Source organism: Acetobacter sp. (genome assembly GCF_022483985.1).
Lineage (GTDB): Bacteria > Pseudomonadota > Alphaproteobacteria > Acetobacterales > Acetobacteraceae > Acetobacter.
Genome location: NZ_JAKVME010000001.1, coordinates 1,042,708 through 1,064,176, shown reverse-complemented (window position 1 = coordinate 1,064,176; position 21,469 = coordinate 1,042,708). Strand labels below are relative to the sequence as shown.

The following is a 21,469-nucleotide window of genomic DNA, read 5'->3' as shown; positions in this document are numbered from 1 at the left end:
AAGATCAGGAAACGCTCCAGGTCTTGGTGTTGTAGTTGTGGTAGCCTTCAATGAAGCGAAGGGTGCCGGACTTCGAGCGCATCACCAGAGAATGCGTCACAGCACGGTGCGGCATACGCTTCACGCCTTTCAGCAGAAAGCCTGAGGTGACGCCAGTCGCCGAGAAGAGCACATCACCGGCAGCCAGATCATGCAGTCCGAGCTTGCGGTCAGGCTGCTTGCCGGGATTCATCTTCTGGGCGCGCTCACGCTGCGTGTCATCCTCGAACATCAGGCGCGCCTGCATCTGGCCGCCCATGCAGCGAACAGCGGCGGCCGCGAGAACACCCTCCGGCGCACCACCGGACCCTGCGTAAATATCGACCGAAGAGGTCTCAAGACAGGCTGCGATACCAGCCGCCACATCACCATCGGAAATGAGACGGATACGCGCACCGGCCTCGCGGGTCTTGGCGATCATTTCTTCATGACGTTCCCGCTCAAGCGCGCACAGCGTGATGTCACCGATATGACGGCCGCGCGCCTTTGCCAGATTGCGAAGATTTTCGCCAATGGAAGCGTCAAGGTCGATCACGTCATCAGGAAGACCCGCCCCGACGATCAGCTTGTCCATGTAGACGTCCGGCGCGTGCAGGAAGTTACCGCGCTCGGCCAGCGCGACAACCGTAATGGCGTTCGGCATGTCCTTGGCGCAGAGGCTGGTGCCTTCCAGCGGATCAACGGCGATATCCATGGCTGGACCACCGGCACCGACCTTCTCACCGATATACAGCATCGGCGCTTCATCCATCTCGCCTTCGCCAATGACGACGGTGCCGTCAATGGCGACCGTATCAAAAGCCTTGCGCATGGCTTCCACTGCTGCGCCATCGGCATCATTCTTCTTGCCGCGACCGGTCCAGTGCGCTGACGCCACCGCTGCGGCCTCCGTGACGCGGACCAGCTCAAGAGCCAGATTGCGGTCCGAGACGATGTAGGGTCGGGAGTGCGTTTCGTCCGACATATCTGTTGCTCCGGTCAGAAAAATGATGTGGCCTCAAGCCACGTTGGGAAGTGATGGTACCACCCGAGAGGAGAGAGGTCGAGGGGCGCGACCCGCTCAGAAGTTCTCTATGCGAATGAGCACGGGCTCTGCCGACACCACATCCAGCGCGGCGATGCGCTCACGGGCAGCCTGCATTGCGCTTTCCGCGGTCGGATGCGTCACCAGCACCAGCGGCACATTCTCGGCCTGCTTCACTGATGGATGCTGGATCATGCTGCTGAGCGAGACGCCACAGTCACGCAGAATGGCTGTGATGTCGGCGATGACGCCTGCACGGTCAGCCACGCTGAGGCGCAGATAGAACGCTCCATGCCATTCCGAAGCCGGACGGCTTCTAGTGGCCTGCAACGTGGCCACATCCATGCCCCAGACAGGCACGGTATTGCCACGGGCGATATCGATGATGTCGGCAGCAACCGCGCTGGCTGTTGGGCCCGCCCCGGCTCCACGACCTTCGACCATCAGGCGACCGACGAAGGTGCCCTCGGCGATCACGGCGTTGAACACGCCGTCGACCTGAGCAATCGGTGCTCCCTCCGGGACGAGGCAGGGAGCAACACGGGCTTCCACGCCGCGATCCGACTGGCGGGCCAGACCAAGCAGCTTGATGCGATAGCCAAGCGTGCGTGCGAAACTCAGGTCGAGCGCGCCAATACTGCGGATACCCTCGACATGCACGCTGTCGAACTCGACGGGATGGCCGAAGGCGAGAGATGCGAGGATCGTCAGCTTGTGGGCGGCGTCGATGCCGTCAACGTCCGTGGAAGGATCGGCTTCCGCGTAGCCCAGTGCCTGCGCCTCGGCGAGCACGTCGCTGAAGTCGCGACCGGTCTCACGCATCGCGGTCAGGATGTAGTTGCAGGTGCCGTTCAGAATACCGCCGATGGAGAGCAGGCGGTCCGCCACCAGACCTTCGCGCACCGTCTTGATGGCGGGGATGCCGCCCGCGACAGCAGCTTCAAACAGCAGCGGCGCGTTGTTGGCGGCGCTCAGACGGGCGAGGCTGTCGCCATGCACGGCCAGCAGCGCCTTGTTCGCCGTCACTACGGGTTTGCCAGCTTTCAGGGCGGCCTCGACCAGAGCGCGCGCGGTGCCTTCCGAGCCGCCGATCAGTTCGACAACCACATCGACATTCGGATCAGACGCCAGATCGACGGCGTCGCTGTGCCACGTGAGGGCGCTCAGATCGATACCGCGATCGCGTGTTCTGTCGCGGGCGGCGACAGCCGTAATTTCGATGGGACGACCAGCCCGTGTCGTAATGATATCCGCGTTGTCACGCAGGAGAATGGCAAGACCGGCACCCACGGTGCCGAGACCCGCGACGCCAAGGCGCAGCGGGGTTTTGGAAGCGACGTCTCCTTTAGACGAACTCACGACGCGGTATCCTCCAGCGTAGACTGTTTCTGTTGGGGGGCCTGCTGCGCTGGCCCGTTAATGCCGTTGGCGTTCAGGAAGCCCTTGATGGCGCGGGTTGCCTGACGCAGACGCTGGGTGTTCTCCACCAGCCCAATACGCACGAACCCTTCGCCGTGTTCACCGAAACCGAGACCCGGCGCGACGGCCACGCCCGCTTCCTGCAGGAGCAGTTTGGAGAACGCCACGCTGCCCATGTCGCGGAACTTTTCCGGGATGGGCGCCCACGCGAACATGGAGCCTTCCGGCTTTGGAACATCCCATCCTGCCGCGTGCAGGCCGCGCAGCAGCACGTCACGGCGGTCCTTGTAGAGCTGCCGGATTTCCGCCACGCAGTCCTGCGGACCGCTGAGAGCTGCGACGGCGGCGACCTGAATCGGCGTGAACGCCCCGTAATCGAGGTAGGACTTGATCCGCGCCAGCGCTTCGATCAGACGCGGGTTGCCTGCGGCAAAGCCCATGCGCCAGCCCGCCATCGAATAGGTCTTCGACAGCGAGGTGAACTCGACAGCGATATCCTTCGCGCCTTCGACCGCCAGAATGGAGGGCGGCACGAGATCACCGAAATAGATCTCGGCATAGGCCAGATCCGACAGGATGAAAATTTCCTCGCGGCGGCAGAACTTGACGATTTCCTTGTAGAAATCGAGATCGGCCAGATACGCCGTCGGGTTGGACGGAAAGTTGACGATCAGAGCGGTCGGCTTCGGCACCGAATGACGGACGGCCCGCTCCAGAGCGCGCAGCATCTCGTCATCAGGATAGGCCGGAATCGAGCGCACGGACGCGCCCGCGATAATGAAGCCGAACTGATGGATCGGATAGGACGGGTTGGGCACCAGAATGGTGTCGCCCGGGCTGGTGATGGCTGACGCCAGATTGGCCAGCCCTTCCTTGGAGCCCAGTGTGGCGATGACTTCCGTGTCCGGATTGAGCTTCACGTTGAAGCGGCGGTCATAATAACCGGCAAGAGCCTTGCGCAGGCCGGGAATGCCGCGGCTGACCGAATAGCCGTGGCTGCGCGGGTCCGCGACGGTCTCCACGAGCTTCTTCACGATGTGCGGGGGAGTCGGGCTGTCCGGATTTCCCATGCCGAGGTCGATGATATCCTCGCCCCGCGCTCGGGCCGCGGCCTTGGCTTTGTTGACCTCCGCGAAAACGTAGGGAGGAAGGCGACGGATGCGATGGAACTCTTCGGTCATGACCGGACTGTCCTGAGGGGCTCTTATGGCTCTTGCTGCCGAAATGGCGGGGGAAAAGGTATAGGAAGGGATGAGGGTGGTGGCAAGGTTCCGACTGTCTCGGAATGCTGCTCATCCGGCTTCATTGCGACACGGAGTCATCTGAACAGGGCAAATCTTGAAAATCCGTGTATGAAAGCGTATTGTTTCCATATCGAAACAACAGGGCCGCTACTGCCGCAGCCTCAGGGAGTTCGCATGACTGGTAACAGCCGTTTTGTCCGCCGTCTGGCCGGATGCGTTCCTGTCCTCATCAGTCTTGTCTGTGGAACGACAGACCTCCGGGCAAAGCCTGCTTCCTTCAGCCATGTCTATGTTTTTGGTGACAGTTACAGCGATAACGGCTCAGCCCTGACAGTCTCGGAGGAAGCCGTGAAGGCGAAAATCCCGGACGCCATCATGCTGCCCTCCGCGCCGGAAAGCGGCCTGTACTGGCAGGGGAGATGGAGTAACGGCCCGACAGCCGTCGAACTGCTGGCCAGAAAGATTGGCGCGGGACTGAGCGATTATGCTGTCGGTGGCGCACGGTGCGGGAGCGGCAACTATTACAGTTGGCTCGATGGCTGGCGTGACACCGGCCTACGGGGACAGGTGCTCGGTTTTCTTTCACGGCATGAGGTTCTGGACCCAAAGGCGCTGTATGTTGTCGGCGCATCGGCGAACGATCTGTTTCAGAAAATCGATTTTGCAAAACCGGTATCCATTCCCGATGCCGCCAGCCAGTGCGCTGCGGATGTCCGGGATACGATTGCCCTTCTCCAGACCAGCGGCGCCCGCCATTTTCTTGTATTCGGTGTCTATGCTCTTGATCTCGTGCCGGCTGTGGCGGGTACGCCGGCGGCTGTCAGTCAGGCGCGGGAGTTTGAAGACTCGTTTGACAGCAAAATACAGGAGATGCTGTCCACTATGACCAAGACATCGGAGACCACGCTGGCATGGTTTTCCTGGCGCAGAACGACGGAAGAGTTGATCCAGTCCGGAAAGGCTTCGGGTCTGACCAATGTTGAAGCACCCTGTCAGGTCACCCAGCCGAAGCCCCGGAAAGCCTGCAATGACCCGGACGCTCATCTCTGGTGGGATGAATATCATCCGACACGCCACGCTCACGCCCTGATAGCCGCACGAATGGCTGACGTGCTGCAACACCCTGACTGAGCCGATGCGTGTGTGAATCCGGGGCGTCCGTTTTCCAGCCTGTTATCGGAACTATTGTTTTGTTACCCCGTCTCATGCTCTGGATGGGACCAAGAAAAACAATAAGAACCGGTGAGAGTCATGCCCGAGCGAAATTTTACTGAGGCGCATTCGCCTCAGGACGCCCGTCTCAATCAGATATTCAGCAAGGTCACGCTGCGGCTGATTCCCTATATTTTCGTCTGTTATCTCTTCAATTATCTCGACCGCGTGAATGTCGGCTTCGCCAAGCTGAGCATGCTGGACAGTCTCCATATGAGTGAGACGGCCTACGGTCTTGGGGCCGGGATTTTCTTCCTCGGCTACATTGCATGCGGCATTCCCAGCAATCTCATGCTGGCGAAAATAGGCGCCCGGCGCTGGCTGGCGCTGATCATGATTGTGTGGGGCTGGCTTTCAACCAGCCTGATGTTCGTTGAAACGACCACAGGGTTCTATATCCTGCGTTTTCTGACAGGCGCTGCGGAAGCCGGGTTCTTCCCCGGTATGGTGCTCTATCTCACACAGTGGTTTCCCGCACAGAGACACGGCAGGGCGCTCACTCTTTTCATGGCGGCGATCCCACTTTCCGGTGTGCTGGGAAGCCCGCTTTCCGGGCTCATCATGAACTGGTTCAGCGGCAACAGTCATGGATTTGAAGCATGGCAGTGGCTCTTTCTGCTGGAAGGACTGCCAACGGTTCTGCTCGGCGTGGGGATGTTTCTGTTCCTGCGTGATTCCGTGAAGGAAGTTGCATGGCTGGATGATACGGAAAAAAAACTGCTGTCGGACACGCTGTTTCAGGATCGGCAAAGCCGCCCCAAACAGGTCTCGGCCAGTTTTTCGGAAGTCGTGCGCAGCCCGGCCATATGGAAGCTCGGACTACTGTATTTCTGTATTCAGAGCAGTGTCTACGCGATCAATTTCTGGCTGCCGTCCATTATCAAAAGCATTGGTTTTCATGATCTCGGGGTCGTCGGATGGATAAGCGCCATTCCTTATCTGGGGGCCTGCTTTTTCATGATTGTCGCGGGTCGTTCCTCGGATCGACGGCGCGAACGGCGCTGGCATCTTGCGGTGCCGCTTCTCATGGCGGCGTTCGGGCTCGCCTGTTCGGCGGCCTTTCACGATAACGCAGTGATCTCGGTTGCTGGTCTGACCATCGCCACGGCGGGAGCGCTGAGCGGTCTGCCGCTTTTCTGGCCTCTGAGTAACGGTTTTCTGAGCGCTGAGGGCGCCGCCGGTGGCGTAGCGCTGATCAACTCGCTGGGGCAGTTGGCTGGTTTCCTCAGCCCGTATTTCGTGGGCTGGATCAAGGACGCCACTGGCAGAACCGACATGGCCCTTTATGGTCTGGTTGTGCTGGCCCTGCTCGGCGTGGCGATCGTTCTGAGCATTCCGGCGAAGCGTGTCAGTCGCTGAACTTCCGCGCTGGCGTCCGGTTTTTAGAGCTTCAGTGCTGTCAGCAGGGACAAGGTCTCTCTCAGATCGGCGTCACTGAAGCCGGTTTTCTTCACCAGTGGGGCTGCCCGCCCGACGGTGGAGAGGGCGTCTCGTTCCTTTGTTCTCAATGACAGACTGGCGTCGTTATATTCCAGCCACCAGACATTGGCGGCGCCAGCAAGCCGCCTGAGCATGAAGAGGATATCGCCGCAGGTTCTGAGGTGGTCAGACCGCCGTAATCCTTCCAGACGTACCTGCTGATACAGAATCTCCGCTCTGGTGGAGAAAGTCCCTGCCTCACGTCTGGCGTGTTCGATTTCGTGCCATGACGCTTTTTCTTCCCGCGCCGCCAGCGTGGCATAGCGAAGATTGGACGCGACAGCCGCCATGATCTGTTCAGCAAGCGTGGGCGCTTTCGCCTCTGGCCACAGCAGAACGCAGGCGGCCAGACCGACCAGACTGCCGATGGTGTTGTTGGCCGCTCTTGAAAGCGCGACGTCCCAGCCGTGCGTCGTGCTGACGAGATCGGTCACGAGCACGAAAAGCTGGGTCATGAACATGACGCAGAGCGTGTAGTTCACGCTTCGCAGGGCGATCGTCACGGCCGCCAGAGGAAAAATCAGCAGCAGGATCACGGGAATCGGCAATGTCACCCCCATGATGGCCGCAAGCAGACCACCTGCCACGCTGCCCGCCACGCGCTCCAGTGCGCGGGGCAGGGTCACGTTCACACTGGGCTGGATGACCACGACAACAGCCATCATCGCCCAGTAGGCATAGGGCAGGTCAAGCCCGAGGGCGATGGCGTAGGCGGTGAGCACCGCGACAGAGAGGCGCGCCGCGTGTCGCACGAAAATGGCGGTCGGCCAGATATGCTCCTTGGGCAGAGACGGCGTGGCGGCGATCTGGTTTGCCTCTGCGGCGGGCTGCCATGCCTGCTGAAGATCGGTGAGCGCGTCGGCGCACAGATGCGCGCACCGGGCAAACAGATCGCCGTCACGCGGACCGGCGGTGCGCAGGAAACGGATCTGTCGGGCAAGGCACTCGGGTCGCGGTTCCGGAGTGGCGATTTCTCGTGCCGCGCGCCTCAGGGTGGCGGCGATCAATCCGGCTGTCCGGCGTGCGATCGGAGGAAGGGGAGCCGTGAAAGCTGCGTGTTCCAGACCCATGGCCGCGACGAAAATCCGGTCGCCTGCTTCCACCGTGCGCAGGAGTGTCCCGTGAGCGCGGCTGCTCAGCGTATCCGCCGAAAGCATCTCCACGCGTTTGCGCGCCTGTTCGATCCGGTTTCGGATATCTCGCCTGTAGGAGCTGATCTCATGATAGAGCGCATCGTGGCCAAGGACGTTCTGTTCGGCAATCAGCAGAAGTCTGCTGATCATGTTCGCCTGCTCGCGAAAAATCGCGGCGCAGGCCTGCCTTTGCGGAACATACGGATCGACCGGCCATGCAAGGATGCAGATGAGGGCCGCCCAGACGGAGCCACCGACGAACATACCCGCGAGATGCGCCCCTCCAAGCGGTGTCTGGGGATAGCAGACCGCCACCACCGCGACGATGGCGGCAAGAACGCTGATCTGCGTGGCGACCGGACCGCGCTGGCGCGCCAGTCCGCAGAGGAAGATGCAGAGACCCAGAGCGATGAAAACCGGCGCCAGTCCGTAGCCGGAAGCGACGGAAAGCAGTCCCGTAATCAGCGTTCCCGAAGCACCGAATTTCAGCAGGGTCGCCAGCCTGAGGCGGATCAGGCCGCCCGGATCGACAAGGCACGTCCAGAACGCCGCGAAAGCCGACCAGGCCATGATCGGGATGTTCAGATACCAGGCCAGCAGCATGATCGAGCCAACCGCCACGCCAGCGCGCAGACCTTCGCGCACACCGATCTGTTCCGGCGTAATGCTGATGTCGCGCACGCCCAACCAGTGCGTCAGGGCTGGAGGCATCATGCCGCCAGCCAGTTGCAGGGCAAAGCGGCTGATGCGTCGGGGGAGGCTACTCGTTTTCATCGCGCTGAACACGATATAAAAAAGCGCGCTGTCACGATAGCGTGAGGCTGCGACAGACGCGAGAATTATGCACGGCCAGCGTCAATGACTGGCCGCAGCACAGGAGACGAGGCGTCAGAGGTCCGTGGTGAAGGAGAACTTGAAGGTTCGCGGCAGTCCTTCCAGCAGATAGCCGTTGAAGGCGGACGACCAGAAGCGCGTATTGGCGAGATTATCCACGCCGAACCGGAGCGTCAGCGGCTTGCCATACGCCGCGAACGTATAGCGGGCCGCCAGATCGAAACGGGTCCAGACGGGCAGGTGGGCGGTGTTCTCCACATTGACCATCTGCTTTCCTGTATTGACCACGCGGCCGATAACCGTTGCGCCTTTCAGGAAGGGCAGATCGTATTCGAGGTTTCCGTTGATCGTATAGTTTGGAATACCGATGGCCGTATGGCCGTTGTTGGTGCCGTTCTGCGTGCGGCGCAGGTCGGCGTCGATCAGGGTCAGGCCGCCGTTGAAGCGGAGCCCTCTGATGATCTCGCCATTGACGGTCAGTTCCATGCCCCGGTTCCGTTGCAGTCCGTCCTGACGGAAGATCAGGCTGCCGGTGTTGCCATAAGCCTCGGTATAGGAATTCGGCTGAGAGATCTGATAAAAAGCCAGCCCCGCGCTGAAGCGTCCGATATCGTATTTCGCGCCGAGTTCGTACTGGACGCTCTGGTAGGGGGCAAAAATCTGTCCCAGATTGACGACATTGGCGCCTGTCGCCTGTGGTCCTTTGGCAAGGCCTTCGATCCGGTTGAAGTAGATTGCCGTCTGGCGTGTCGGATGAATGACAAGACCGACTACAGGCGTGAACGCGCCCTTGTCATATCCGGCTGAAAGAGAGCCGTTGGTGGAATACTTGTAGCTGTTATCGAGAATGTTCTGATACCGGAATCCAGCGGTCAGAGCGATCCGGTCATGCCAGAACGTCAAGGTGTCAGACAGGTAAAGACTGTACAGCTTTGTCCAGTTCGAACGGGTGGGGTCCTTGAGATTGCCTCCCACAAGGTTCTGCCTCGGAGAGGCGAACTGCGGCGTATTGTAAAGATTGCTGTTTAGCGGAGCCGCGCTGTTGGAATACATCGAATAGGCGGTGCGGGTTTCTTCCCACAGGGCGGAACCGCCTGCGTTGATTTCATGATGGATCGGCCCTGTATCCACATGAGCCCGGACGCCGGCGCGCGTACTCTCGTTATTCTGCTGATAAGGCACATACATGCTGCCAACAGTTCCAGCCCCTGTCGCGGCATTGGTCACGGTGAAGGAAGAGTAATTTCCCTGTTCATCGCTGCCCAGAGCACCAAAAGCGCCGTAGACTGTGACATGTTTGCCGAAATCATGTTCGATATTCAGCGTGCCGAACAGGTAATTCAGATCCGCATAGGCCCAGCGCTGGGCAAAATTGTGGGACGGCGCAACCGGACGCGGCACGGACGTCACCCCCGAGCCAAGCAGAACCCCTCCACGTCCCTGCTGAACGTTCTGGTTCTGATAGGCCATGTTCAGATCAATGCGGGTTTTGTCGTCATGCCAGTCGAACGTGCCGCCAACGACCGCGTCATGACGCCGCTCGTGGTCTATGGAGGTCTGACCATCCATTCCTGCCGCATTCAGCCTGAATCCGAAAGCCTTGTCCTGCCCGAAACGCCGACTGAAATCGACAGCGCCGCCACCCTGTCCATTGCTGGTGTAATCGCCCGTCACTCGATTGAGGTCAGTGTTTTCAGCTTTTTTGAACATCAGGTTGATATTGCCGCCAATGGATGAACCACTGGGGGCCGCGCCATTCAGAAACGCGCTGGCGCCGTTCAGCACCTGAACCTGATCGTAGAGCTGGGGGGAGACAAGCTGGCGGGGAACAACGCCGTAAAGTCCGTCCACCGAAATGTCGTCGCCATTGACGGGAAAGCCGCGAATGACGAACATTTCGGAGAAGTTGCCATACCCCATGGTTGTCCGGACCGAGGGGTCGTTCTCCAGAACCTGTCCCAAAGTCTGTGACTGCTGGTTGAGGATCAGGCTGGAATTATAGCTGCGGATGTTGAAGGGAACATCGAGCCCCTTCTTTGTTCCGAGCGCCCCGAGCTGGCCTCCGCTTGTCACCTCCATCCGGTTGCGACGTGCCGCGCGGATGACAATGTTTTCGGTCTTGTCTGCCTGAACACCCTTTTTCGCCTCAGCCGGACGGTCATTGGCCGCGGGTGTGCTCACCTGTGCCTCGGCAGCAAGACTCATCGGGACAAGACTGCACGAGGCCAACAACAGCAGGAGAAGGCGGGGCGCAGCTTTTACGGTCATGAGATAAGGTGTCCTGAGAAACGGGGAACGGCATTTTCGGGCATTCAGCCGCTGAGAGGATGCTGTTAATGATAATCCTTCTCATTTGCAAGTTGAGATATCCGCGTCATTGCCGCCGTCCTGTCCGCCATCGTAGTCGCGAAAAAGGACCGTCATTCCGCACTGCCATTCCAGCGCATTATTTTGCTATATTGACGTGCCGGAAGGGATAAATCCGCTCTCTCAGGCGTTTCAGATCTGGACGCTTCAAAAGGATCAAACGAAATGGCGACAAAGCCTGTCGTGCCGCCAGCCTCTGTCCTGCGCTGGTTCGGCGTGGTCGCTGGCCCTGCCGTTCTGTTGTCGGGGTTTTTATGGGCGGGCGGATGGCTGCCGCCCCATCATCTGACACAGAAAGACATGCTGGATGCCCTGCGGGCGGTGGATGGAGTGCATCCGGGCTTTCGTCGCAATCACGCGAAAGGCGTCTGTGTGACGGGCTGGTTCGAAGGGAACGGCCATGCGTCCGATCTCTCGTCAGCCCCAGTTCTGTCCGGGGGGCGTGTTCCTGTCTCCGGACGTTTCGCCCTTGCTGGCGGGATGCCTTTTCAGCCTGACGCGCCTGCAAAAGTCCGGAGCATGGCGCTCCGTCTTGTCGCCCCTGATGGACAGGAATGGCGGATGGGCATGAACGATATTCCTGTCTTTCCCGTTCGGACACCTCAGGAGTTCCATGATCTTCAACTGGCCGCACGACCGGAGAAAACCACCGGAAAGCCCGATCCGTTGCGTATACAGGCCTTTCGTGATGGACATCCCTGGCTGAAATCTCCTCTGGAGCAGATCGCTCACCGCTCACTGACTTCAGGGTTTGCCGACGATACCTACCGCAGTCTCGACAGCTTTCTGTTCGTGGACAATCGCGGCACAAAAACGGCGGTCCGCTGGGCAATGGTTCCCGTTCAGACCACGACGCCTCCCGAGGGTCATGCGGACGATCACAATTATCTCTTTCACCGCCTGATCGAAGACATCCATGCCCGACCGCTGCAATGGCATCTGATGGTGACAGTTGCGGGCAGTCACGATCCCGTCGCTGATCCCAGTCAGGCGTGGGCCGCAGAAGACAGGCAGGTTGACGCTGGCCTGCTGACGCTGAACACCGTTGAGAGTGAAGAAGACGGCGCCTGCACCGGGATCACGTTCGATCCTCTCGTTCTGCCTGCGGGCATTGCGCCTTCCGCTGACCCGATACTTCAGGCGCGCTCGGGAACCTACATGCGGTCATTCTCCCTGCGCTCCGGTGAGAAGGCGCCCGTTCCTGCGATTACCCCCGCCATGACGATGGCAGCCATCGACCGTGAAGAGAAAGCGCCATGAACAAATCAGGATTTTTTTCGCTTCCATCACGTGTCCTGCACTGGCTGATGGCTCTGATGATCCTCGCCATGCTGTTTATTGGTGTATTCATGGCGGCGACCGTTGGCCCGAACTATCACTGGCTGGTGACGCTGCATCGTCCACTGGGCATTGCCATTCTGGTGCTTGCGCTCATACGGCTCGCCAACAGGCTGCGCTCTCCGCCGCCGCCTCTGCCGGAAGAGCTTCCACCGATGATGAAACTCGGTGCGAAAATGTCGCATGTGCTGCTGTATGGCCTGATGATCGCCATGCCACTGGTCGGATGGGGAATGTTGTCCGCTGGTGGCTATCCTGTCCCACTCTGGAAAGAGACCATTCTGCTACCGCCGATACTTCCGCATAATCCTGTTGTCTGGGCGTATCTGAGGTCAGCCCATACGGCGCTGGCCTTCACGCTCTTTGGACTGGTCCTGCTGCATATCACCGCCGCCCTGTTTCATGGTCTTGTTCGCAGGGACGGCGTGTTGAAAAGCATGATCGGCCCAGCAAGAGAGCAGGATTGAAGGAAGGTTTCGCCTGCCTGTCATCTGGCAAAACGGATGATAGACAGCGACCGGATCGGAAACCTCAGTTCCTGACCCTCTCCAGCCTCAGCCGCCCGCGCTCGTCCGTCAGATGCAGGCACGTCAGCACCGCCGCCAGTGTGGCCCCGGCGAGATTGCCGAAAATGACAAGGCTCATCAGCACGATCTGATAGCGGGAAGCGGCGACGGGGCTCATTCCCGCGAGAAGCTGTCCGGTCATGATTCCTGGGAGCGTGACCAGTCCGGCGGCCGACATCTGGTTCAGTGTCGGAATCAGCGCCGTGCGGAGCGCTTTGCGGATGGGGTCTTCCAGCGCTTTCAGCCGTGACGCGCCAAGCAGGATACGGGCTTCGATGGCCGAGCGGTCCCGTGTCACCGCCGTCAGCAGACTGTTCAGGGTCAGGCTGGTGGCGTTCATCACGTTGCCGATAATCAGACCCGCCATGGGAATGGTGCTGCGCGCTGCAAACAGAGGATGAGGCCGCAGGCTGGTGAGAAAGCCGGTCGATGTCGCCAGAGCCGCGCCGAAGAGGATGGACGCTCCCGCAATGCCGTAATGCCAGCGCAGCGCCATGCGGGAGGTCTGACGGTTTCCGGCCTCGAAGGTTCCGGCGCACAGGATCACCGCAAGCACGGCGAATGTCAGGAACAGTGATGTCTGCCCGAACACAAAGAGCAGGACATTGCCGATCAGCAGCAACTGCACCGACATCCGCAGCGCCGCGATAACGATGGCCCTGCCTGTCTTCAGAGCCAGTATCCGGGAGGCCAGCGCGCAGACGAGGATGAGGCCAGCCGCGATGGCAAGATCAAAGGGTGTGATCAGGGCGGGGGACATGCGTCAGACAGTCTCTTCCAGTCGCCCATCCCGCAGGATGGCCCGCCGGTCGGCCAGACGTTCGACCTGAGCTGCGTTATGCGACACCAGAACAATGATCCGGCCCTCATTTTTCTGGTGCGTGATCAGTTTTTCGAGCTGTTCCGTGGAGTGGGGATCGAGCGCCGAAGTCGGCTCATCCAGAAGCAGCACCCGCGGCCCGTGCAGAAGTCCTCTTGCGAGGGCCAGCCGCTGTCGCTCGCCGGTTGAGAGACTGCGAATCTCAGCGGTCAGCACACGATCGGGCAGTCCGATCGCCTCAATGAGCGTCCGGGCCCGAGGCGTATCCGCGATATGATCGCTGACGTTCTCGCTCCACCATCCCGGTTCCGCCGGAAAATAGGCGACACGCTGCCGCCAGACATGGCCGGGCATGCTCAGGGAATTCTCGCCATCCAGAAGGAGCGCACCGCTATGCGGATCAAGGTCGGCGATCAGACGGAGCAGCAGGGATTTGCCGCTACCGGACGCGCCGGTAATGGCAAGACAGTCGCCATGCGCGACATGAAAAGTAACCGGCCCAACCCGTTCAGACCTGAGTGTATCGGCAATCAGACCGGTGCTTCTGCTCATGGAAGGCTTGTAGCGAAACGGCAGGACAGCCGCAATTCGGCAGGAAGCCTACTGTTTTCCGCCGAGTGCTCGTGGAGCAAAAGTTTATCATATGAAATTGACGAAAATCATGGAGCCGGGCGGCGTGATGCGTGCTTGTGGCAACCGCAGGTCAGACATCTGCTGTTCACATCTGCGCTTCAGAGGAGAACGCACATGGCACGCGTAGCGGGAAAAGTAGCGATTATCAGTGGTGCGGCTTCGGGCATCGGCAAGGCTGCCGCCATACTTCTGGCCAAAGAAGGCGCATCGGTCGTTATCGGCGACCTGAAAGAGGAGGACGGTCAGAAGGTCGTTGCTGAAATCGAGGCGACAGGGGGCAAGGCTCTGTTCGTCAAGCTTGACGTCAGCAGGGAAGACGACTGGAAAGCGGCTGTTGACGCAACGATCGCGAAGTTCGGAAAGCTGGATATCGCCGTCAACAATGCGGGCATCGCTTATAACGGGACCGTGGAAAGCACCGATTTCGCGCACTGGCAACGGGTGATTTCGATCAATCTCGACGGCGTCTTTCTTGGCACGAAATACGCCATTGAAGGGATGCGAAAGCATGGCAAGGGCGGGTCGATCATCAACCTGTCCTCGATCGAGGGTCTGATCGGCGACCCGACACTGGCGGCCTATAACGCCAGCAAGGGCGGCGTGCGGCTGTTCACCAAATCATCCGCGCTGCATTGTGCCAAATCCGGCTACGCCATCCGGGTGAACTCTGTGCATCCCGGTTATATCTGGACGCCGATGGTGGCGGGACTGACCAACGAGGAAGCGGAAGCCAGACAGAAGCTGGTCGATCTGCATCCTATCGGTCATCTGGGAGAGCCGGACGACATCGCTTATGGCATTCTCTATCTCGCATCCGATGAATCAAAGTTCATGACGGGCAGCGAACTCGTGATTGATGGTGGTTATACCGCCCAATAACGAAAACAACAGGTCTTGCCCGCCGGACGCCATGTGGCGGGGTCGGCGGGCAGACACGGATTAACCGACTTCCAGCGTCGTCACATTGAAGGATGACAGCGTATGCGGGCCGAACGATGTGGAGATGGCCACATCGGCGGCGTCCCGGCCGCGCGCAATGACGATCCGGCCGATACGCGGTTCGTTGTGGCGAGCGTCCTGCGTGTACCAGCTTCCGTCCATCCAGACTTCGAACCAGGCTGAAAAATCCATCGGATCAGGCAGAAGCGGCACGCCGATATCGCCGAGATAACCTGTGCAGTAGCGGGCAGGGATGTTCATGCAGCGGCAGAGCGCGACGGCCAGATGCGCGAAGTCGCGACAGACGCCTGTACCTTCGCTCCAGCCTTCCCACGCCGTCCGTGTGTTGCGGGCGTTGGCATAATTGAATCTGATGTGATTGTGCACGTAATCGACAATAGCCTGCACCCGGCCCCAGCCGGGCGGAATATGTCCGAACATGGACCATGCGAATTCCGAGAGGACATCCGTCTCGCAATACCGGCTTCCCATCAGGAAGACGAGCACGTCCGAGGGCAGATATTCGACAGGCGTCTGGGGCGCGCCATATCCCTGCCGTTCATGCAGGCCACTGTCATAGATCGTGAAATCGGCCCATGTGCGGAACCGCCCGGCGGGGGCGAGCAGGCGTGTGCAGCGATTGCCGAACCCGTCGATATAACGCTGAACCGGAACCAATGGGTCAAACCACGGGTTCTGCGGCGACAGCAGATCATTTTCCCGTTCCGGGCGGATATCGAGCATCAGAACCAGAGGCGTCGGCGCAGGAAAATCAATGGAAATGTCGTAGCCGGCTCTGATTTCCATGAATTTTCTTTCCTCTTCGAGCGCGAAACAAATCAGGCATCGCGTTTCCGCAACAGACATCACGATCCTAGTCCGTAACGATCTTCAGGTGCTACAGTTCTCTCGAAGAAAATACTGTCTGCCCTTGAAGAAAGGCATGGCTTGTGTGACTTCCGATGACAGGCAGTGTCAGCTACGGGCGCGAAAGACGAATGAGCGATAACAATTCCCCGCTTCCCCCAGCTTCTTTCCTGACGCCCGAAGATCCGTCGCCGGTTCTGGTGCATGGAGGAACCGATCCCCGGTCGCCTCTTCTGCTGGTCAGCGACCATGCCGGACAGGCCATTCCCTCTGTTCTGGGTGATCTGGGCGTTTCGGAGGATGAGCGGGCGAGGCATATCGGGTGGGATATCGGCATTGACGGTGTCGGGCGGAAACTGGCCGCCCTGACAGGCGCGTTGCTGATCGAGCAGGGTTATTCCCGTCTTGTGATCGACTGCAACCGCGCGCCCGGTCATCAGACCGCCATCGTGACGGTCAGTGATGGCACGCCTGTTCCCGCCAATCAGAATCTGAGCGTGACGGCGGCAGCCCTTCGCACGAGAGAGATTTTCGACCCCTATCACACCCGCATCGGCGAGGAACTGGATCGGCGTGAGGAAGTGGGGATCGAGACTTTCCTTGTCGCCCTTCATAGTTTCACGCCGGAAATGCAGAATTTCCGGCGGCCCTGGCACTGCGGCGTGCTGCATAATCATGACCCGCGTTTCGGGCGGATCATCATCTCATGCCTGAGCGAGGAAGGGCTGACTGTCGGTGATAACGAACCTTATGAACTGACGGACACCAGCGATTATACGGTGCCTGTGCATGGAGAACGTCGCAGAATTCCTCATGTTGAAATCGAAATCCGGCAGGATCTGATCACAGCGGAGAATGGCCAGCAGGAATGGGCCGAACGGCTTGCGCGCATTTTGCCGGAAGCGATAAGACGCTACCATGAGCAGTACGGCAGCCATCCCGCCACGGAAGCAGAGTGATGAGTGAGTTTCGTATTACCGGAAAGGCAAAGCTGGCCGGTGTGATCGGTCATCCGGTGACCCATTCCCTGTCGCCCTTGCTGCATAATTACTGGCTTGCCCGCCACGGAATTGATGGAGCCTATGTGCCTCTCTCCGTTGCGCCGGATGCTTTTGTAACCGCCGTAAAAGGCTTGCAGGCCGCGGGATTCAGGGGGGCGAATGTCACGATCCCCCACAAGCAGGCGGCCTTCGCGATTGCTGACGAAGTGGACCCGATGGCCCGCATCGCAGGGTCGGTCAATACGCTGGTGTTTCGCGAGGATGGCACCATCCACGGTTCCTCCACAGACGGGTTCGGTTATGTTGCGAACCTTGAATCTGACGGCATTGCAGTCGATGCTCTGGCCAGCCGTGGACCGGCGCTGCTGCTCGGGGCGGGCGGGGCTGCGCGCTCCATTGCGACAAGCCTGCTGGAGAAGGGATTTCACGTCATTCTCTCCAACCGGACCGCCGGACGCGCGGACGGTCTGGTAAAAGAACTCGATGCGGCGTGGCGGCAGAGTTTTCCGAAAGCAGACTCGCCGCAGCTTTCCACAATCGCGTGGGACGGGTGGGAGCAGCAACTCGGAGACATGGCGCTCCTTGTGAACACCACCTCGCTGGGGATGCAGGGTGGCCCCGCTCCGGAGTGGGCACCGGATCTGAGCAAGGCTTCCGGCCATCTGGTCGTCTCGGATATCGTTTATGTTCCGCAGGAGACACCGTTGCTCAGGGCTGCGCGGGAGCAGGGGCTGACGGCATCGGGCGGTCTGGGGATGCTGCTGCATCAGGCGCGTCCCGGCTTCAGGGCGTGGTTCGGCGCGGAGACAGAGGTTGACGAGGCCACGGTCGCGTATATTCGCACTGCATTGAACAAACGCTGAGTTTCCATGAAGATTCTCGGGCTTACCGGCGGGATTGGCATGGGCAAGACGACGGTGGCCCGTCTGCTTGGACGTGCCGGGTTCCCGGTCTTTGACTCGGATGCGACAGTTCATCAGCTTCAGGGGGCGGGCGGTGCCGCCGTCCTTCCGATCGGCAGGCTCATACCGGCGGCGCTTGTGAAAAACGCACAGGGCCAGTTTTCGCTGGATCGGCAGGAACTCAGAAAAGCCGTGATGCACAATCCTGATCTGATCAGGCAGCTTGAGAAGATCATTCATCCTCTGGTGTTCGCCGCCCGTGACCGGTTTTACACGCGATGTCGTCGCCGTGGGGCAGACTGGGTCATCATTGATGTCCCTCTGCTGTTTGAGACTGGAGGCGAAAAACAGTGTGACAGGGTCGTGGTTGTTTCAGCGCCACGGCGCACGCAGGTCGCCCGGATTGCCCGCAGACGGGGCATGACACAGGCCGAAGCCCAGAGAATGATCGCCCGGCAGATGCCGGATCATGAAAAAAGACGCCGCGCGGATGTGATCATTCGCACAGGACTGTCGATGGCTGATACAAGGCGCGAGGTGAGGGCACTGATCAGGGAAATGCGCGCATGAAACGCTCGGTTCTGTTCGATACGGAAACTACGGGGCTTGAACCGACAAAAGGCGACCGCGTGATCGAAATCGCGGCTCTGGAGCTGCTGGGCGATCTCCCGACGGGCAAGGCGTTTCACGTTCTGATCCACCCGGAGCGCGACATTCCGGAAGAAGCGTCCCGTGTCCATGGCCTCACGCTGGCGGATCTGGAGGGCAAACCGAAATTCGCCGCTATCGCCGATGATTTTCTAGCATTCATAGGCGATGATGAGCTGATCGCGCACAATGCCAGCTTCGATTTCGGATTTATCAATGCCGAGCTGGAGCGGGTCGGCAGGCCGCCTCTCGATCCGTCGCGCAAGGTCGATACGCTGGAACTTGCCCGCGAGCGTTTTCCCGGCATGCCGAACAGTCTTGATGCGCTCTGCCGCCGTTACGGCATCGACCTGTCGGAGCGCACGACCCATAACGCCCTGCTCGACTGCAAACTGCTGGCCGATGTCTATGTCGAACTCATGGGGGGACGTCAGCATGGGCTCGGGCTGGGCGGCACCGATGGCAATGAGTCGCCTGTCGCACGCTATACCGGGCCGGGCACGAGAACGCCGGTCCTGATACAGCCGGATTCAGAGACGCTGGCGGTTCACGCCGCTTTTATCGAAAAACTGTCTGACGCCGTATGGAAGGCGGGGGAAAAAGCGGACGCCTGATCGTTCAGGCGACAAGGGTGACGACCGCCTGAAGTCCGTTCGGTTCGCGGTTATGCAGCACCACGTCGCCTCCCTGACCACGAATGATCGTCCTTGTGATGGCCAGTCCCAGTCCGGTTCCACCCGTCTCCCTGTTGCGACTTTCCTCGCCACGGACAAACGGCTCGAACATCCTTTCCAGATCATCTTCCGGCAGGCCGGGGCCGTCATCCTCAACCGTCACGGTTACACGGCCACGACGGGACGGGTGGATCGCCACCATCGCATTGCCGCCGTAATTGACGGCGTTGTTGATCAGATTGGTGAAAGCGCGTTTCAGGCCTGTCGGACGCCCTTTTGTCATGACCGTTCCATTGAAATCGGCCAGAATGATCCGGTCTGCGTCCGACGGCCGACTTTCAGCAACGTCATCGACAACTGTCTGCAAAAGCGCATGCAAATCCAGTGTGATCAGGGGTTCGCTGGCGGAGCTGTCCTTGCTGAATTCAAGCGTTGACTCAACAAGTATCATCAACTCATTGATATCATGAAGAAATTTTTCGCGCATTTCATCATCTTCGATGAATTCGGCTCTCAGCTTCATCCGGGTGATGGGGGTGCGGAGATCATGGCCGACCGCCGAGAGGATGCGCGTTCTTTCCGAGATGAACCGCCGTATACGGGCCGCCATGGCATTGAACGCTGCGGCGGCCTGCGCCACTTCGAGCGGTCCTTCCTCAGACAATGGCGGTGAGGCGGCATCGGGCGCGAAGGCGGCGGCGGCGGCTGACAGGGTGCGGACCGGAAGCAGCAGACGCCTGACGCCCCAGGCGATCAGCAGGCCGCTGCCAACAGTCATCAGGCCGAGCGCCAGCGGGAACGTCGCGGAATTGAAAGGATTGGGCGCAGGCAGGCGATACCGGATGACAAGCCAGCGCGTATCATTGGGCAGCAGAAAAGCCAGAGCGCGATCACGTTTCCTGTGATCCGGGAGCCAGGCGACCCTGGTGGGCGGAAAGGGAAACAGCAGATCTTTCAGACGATGCTGCTCAGGTGACGGCCCCATACATTGCGTTTCGGGCCCATGCGGTGCGCCGCCATTGAACTCTGCGCCTGACTCTGGATGGGGAAGGTCATGACACAGGTCGGGCGGCGCTCCTCCGAAAAAGGCCGGAGGGGGTTCATTCCGGAAAGGCTGGAACGGTCCCGGATGGGGACCGTCCGGACCCGCCATGTCATCAAGAGGACTGTTCCTGAAACCTTCCGGATCAAAGAACAGTTTCTTGAACTCCACCCAGCCTTCCTGCCTCACCATATCCTTGTCAGGTTCGTTGGCGAGCCGGACGGAGAAGCTGGAAGGCGGGTCGAGTTCCTGTAGTTCCATATCCCGTTCCGCAGGCGGGTCTTCCGCTACCGAACGATAGATCATCAGGGTGCGGAGCAGATCCTGATGCGCCACGAAGCGCTCATGGAACGTGATCCTGTCCATGGTTTCGACGGCCAGCCCCATGACGGCCAGCCCCACGAAGCCGACGGTCAGAAGCAGGCTCATTCTGGCGGCAAGAGAACGCGGCAGAAACCGGACATAACAGCTCCGGGGGGAGTGTTGTGATGGGGTCACGGCAGATGCAACACTCTCTGAGCGGGCATGTCAGCGACGCTCGACATCGGCGGCGAGCACATAGCCGCCACCGCGCACTGTCTTGATGAGCTGCGCGTTGCGCCCGTCATCCTCCAGCTTGCGGCGCAGGCGGCTGACCGCAACGTCGATCGCCCGGTCAAAGGGGCCTGCCTGTCTGCCACGCAGGAGGTCGAGCAGCATGTCGCGTGTCAGCACGCGGTTGGGGCGTTCCAGAAGCGCCAGAAGCAGGTCATATTCGCCGCCCGTGAGGGAGACTTCCGCGCCATCGGGATTCAGCAGGCGACGCCGTGCGAGTTCCAGCCGCCATCCGGCGAAAAGGATTTCACGCGCCTCGGTCGAGCCCTGTTCCTGACTTTCACTGACACGACGCAGGACAGCGCGGATACGGGCCAGCAGCTCACGGGGATTGAACGGCTTGGTGACATAATCATCCGCGCCCAGCTCCAGACCGATGATGCGGTCCGTTTCCTCATTCATCGCCGTCAGCATGATGATCGGCACATTGGCCTGACTGCGGAGCCAGCGGGCAAGGTCCAGCCCCGACTCGCCGGGCAGCATCAGATCGAGAACGATCAGATGATAGTGCCCCTGGCCCCAGACACGTCTCGCCTCGCGTCCGTCACGGACGCTGGTGACACGCATCTGATTGCGTTCGAGGAATTTTGACAGAAGATCGCGGATTTCGCGGTCATCATCAATGATCAGTATATGGGGAGTCTGCTCCATGAATCGTTTATAAAACAACAAAAGCCGCCTGTGCAGGCCATGT

At 59.9% G+C, this 21,469-nt stretch carries 19 protein-coding genes; 9 read left to right on the top strand and 10 right to left on the bottom strand.

What is annotated here, in order from left to right; genetic code table 11:
- Positions 1-4 precede the first annotated feature (4 nt).
- The 3 genes from glpX to LKE90_RS04730 all read right to left on the bottom strand — a co-directional run bounded on the left by glpX (position 5) and on the right by LKE90_RS04730 (position 3,663).
- Positions 5-1,003: a class II fructose-bisphosphatase gene (gene glpX / locus LKE90_RS04740; protein WP_291491738.1), complete on the bottom strand. Its 999-nt coding sequence runs from the start codon at positions 1,001-1,003 to the stop codon at positions 5-7.
- 96 nt (positions 1,004-1,099) lie between these two features.
- Complete coding sequence (locus tag LKE90_RS04735) at positions 1,100-2,422, bottom strand: homoserine dehydrogenase (RefSeq protein WP_291491737.1); 1,323 nt, start codon at positions 2,420-2,422, stop codon at positions 1,100-1,102.
- A complete protein-coding gene (locus LKE90_RS04730) occupies positions 2,419-3,663 on the bottom strand; it encodes an LL-diaminopimelate aminotransferase (protein ID WP_291491736.1) in 1,245 nt (414 codons plus the stop codon). The genes LKE90_RS04735 and LKE90_RS04730 overlap by 4 nt, the downstream gene beginning before the upstream one ends.
- Positions 3,664-3,900: 237 nt before the next feature.
- Here LKE90_RS04730 and LKE90_RS04725 point away from each other — a divergent pair, with 237 nt between their 5' ends.
- A complete protein-coding gene (locus LKE90_RS04725; protein ID WP_291491734.1) occupies positions 3,901-4,857 on the top strand; it encodes an SGNH/GDSL hydrolase family protein in 957 nt (318 codons plus the stop codon).
- A gap of 120 nt (positions 4,858-4,977) precedes the next feature.
- Entirely contained in the window at positions 4,978-6,297 is a 1,320-nt protein-coding gene (locus LKE90_RS04720; RefSeq protein WP_291491733.1) for an MFS transporter, read from the top strand.
- A gap of 23 nt (positions 6,298-6,320) precedes the next feature.
- On the opposite strand, the gene LKE90_RS04715 is transcribed toward LKE90_RS04720, so the two are convergent.
- Entirely contained in the window at positions 6,321-8,324 is a 2,004-nt protein-coding gene (locus LKE90_RS04715; protein WP_291491732.1) for an FUSC family protein, read from the bottom strand.
- 114 nt (positions 8,325-8,438) lie between these two features.
- Positions 8,439-10,652 carry a TonB-dependent receptor gene (locus LKE90_RS04710; protein WP_291491731.1) on the bottom strand — a complete coding sequence of 738 codons (2,214 nt, stop codon included), beginning with the start codon at positions 10,650-10,652 and terminating at the stop codon, positions 8,439-8,441.
- A 264-nt stretch (positions 10,653-10,916) separates the two neighbouring features.
- Between LKE90_RS04710 and LKE90_RS04705 the strand changes: the two genes are divergently transcribed.
- Together LKE90_RS04705 and LKE90_RS04700 are read left to right on the top strand one after the other, a co-directional pair.
- Positions 10,917-12,011 (top strand): catalase family peroxidase, encoded by a 1,095-nt coding sequence (locus LKE90_RS04705; protein WP_291491730.1) that lies wholly within the window; start codon positions 10,917-10,919, stop codon positions 12,009-12,011.
- On the top strand, positions 12,008-12,556 hold the full coding sequence (locus LKE90_RS04700) for a cytochrome b (protein WP_291491729.1): 549 nt from the start codon (positions 12,008-12,010) through the stop codon (positions 12,554-12,556). Before LKE90_RS04705 ends, LKE90_RS04700 begins: the two co-directional genes overlap by 4 nt.
- A 64-nt stretch (positions 12,557-12,620) precedes the next feature.
- Here LKE90_RS04700 and LKE90_RS04695 read toward each other — a convergent pair whose 3' ends face one another.
- Together LKE90_RS04695 and LKE90_RS04690 are read right to left on the bottom strand one after the other, a co-directional pair.
- Complete coding sequence (locus tag LKE90_RS04695; RefSeq protein ID WP_291491728.1) at positions 12,621-13,415, bottom strand: ABC transporter permease; 795 nt, start codon at positions 13,413-13,415, stop codon at positions 12,621-12,623.
- A gap of 3 nt (positions 13,416-13,418) precedes the next feature.
- Positions 13,419-14,027, bottom strand: a complete 609-nt coding sequence (locus tag LKE90_RS04690) for an ABC transporter ATP-binding protein (protein ID WP_291491727.1) — start codon at positions 14,025-14,027, stop codon at positions 13,419-13,421.
- A gap of 195 nt (positions 14,028-14,222) precedes the next feature.
- Between LKE90_RS04690 and LKE90_RS04685 the strand changes: the two genes are divergently transcribed.
- Positions 14,223-14,987 (top strand): glucose 1-dehydrogenase, encoded by a 765-nt coding sequence (locus LKE90_RS04685; protein ID WP_291491726.1) that lies wholly within the window; start codon positions 14,223-14,225, stop codon positions 14,985-14,987.
- Positions 14,988-15,047: 60 nt separating this feature from the next.
- Here the strand turns inward: LKE90_RS04685 and LKE90_RS04680 are convergent, their stop codons facing one another.
- Positions 15,048-15,854, bottom strand: a complete 807-nt coding sequence (locus tag LKE90_RS04680) for a transglutaminase-like domain-containing protein (RefSeq protein ID WP_291491724.1) — start codon at positions 15,852-15,854, stop codon at positions 15,048-15,050.
- A 191-nt stretch (positions 15,855-16,045) separates the two neighbouring features.
- Here LKE90_RS04680 and LKE90_RS04675 point away from each other — a divergent pair, with 191 nt between their 5' ends.
- From LKE90_RS04675 to dnaQ, 4 genes are read left to right on the top strand one after another with little or no spacing between them, the layout of a single operon-like run.
- Entirely contained in the window at positions 16,046-16,873 is an 828-nt protein-coding gene (locus tag LKE90_RS04675) for an N-formylglutamate amidohydrolase (RefSeq protein WP_291491723.1), read from the top strand.
- On the top strand, positions 16,873-17,778 hold the full coding sequence (locus tag LKE90_RS04670) for a shikimate dehydrogenase (protein WP_291491722.1): 906 nt from the start codon (positions 16,873-16,875) through the stop codon (positions 17,776-17,778). The genes LKE90_RS04675 and LKE90_RS04670 overlap by 1 nt, the downstream gene beginning before the upstream one ends.
- A gap of 6 nt (positions 17,779-17,784) precedes the next feature.
- Entirely contained in the window at positions 17,785-18,387 is a 603-nt protein-coding gene (gene coaE, locus LKE90_RS04665) for a dephospho-CoA kinase (RefSeq protein ID WP_291491721.1), read from the top strand.
- Positions 18,384-19,079, top strand: coding sequence for a DNA polymerase III subunit epsilon (dnaQ, locus tag LKE90_RS04660; protein WP_291491720.1), 696 nt, complete (start codon positions 18,384-18,386; stop codon positions 19,077-19,079). The genes coaE and dnaQ overlap by 4 nt, the downstream gene beginning before the upstream one ends.
- 4 nt (positions 19,080-19,083) lie before the next feature.
- On the opposite strand, the gene LKE90_RS04655 is transcribed toward dnaQ, so the two are convergent.
- Both LKE90_RS04655 and LKE90_RS04650 read right to left on the bottom strand, forming a co-directional pair.
- On the bottom strand, positions 19,084-20,679 hold the full coding sequence (locus LKE90_RS04655) for a sensor histidine kinase (RefSeq protein WP_291491719.1): 1,596 nt from the start codon (positions 20,677-20,679) through the stop codon (positions 19,084-19,086).
- Between the two features lie 30 nt (positions 20,680-20,709).
- The gene (locus tag LKE90_RS04650) at positions 20,710-21,426 is read right to left on the bottom strand and encodes a response regulator (RefSeq protein WP_291491718.1); all 717 of its coding nucleotides are present in this window, start codon (positions 21,424-21,426) and stop codon (positions 20,710-20,712) included.
- Between the last annotated feature and the right edge of the window lie 43 nt (positions 21,427-21,469).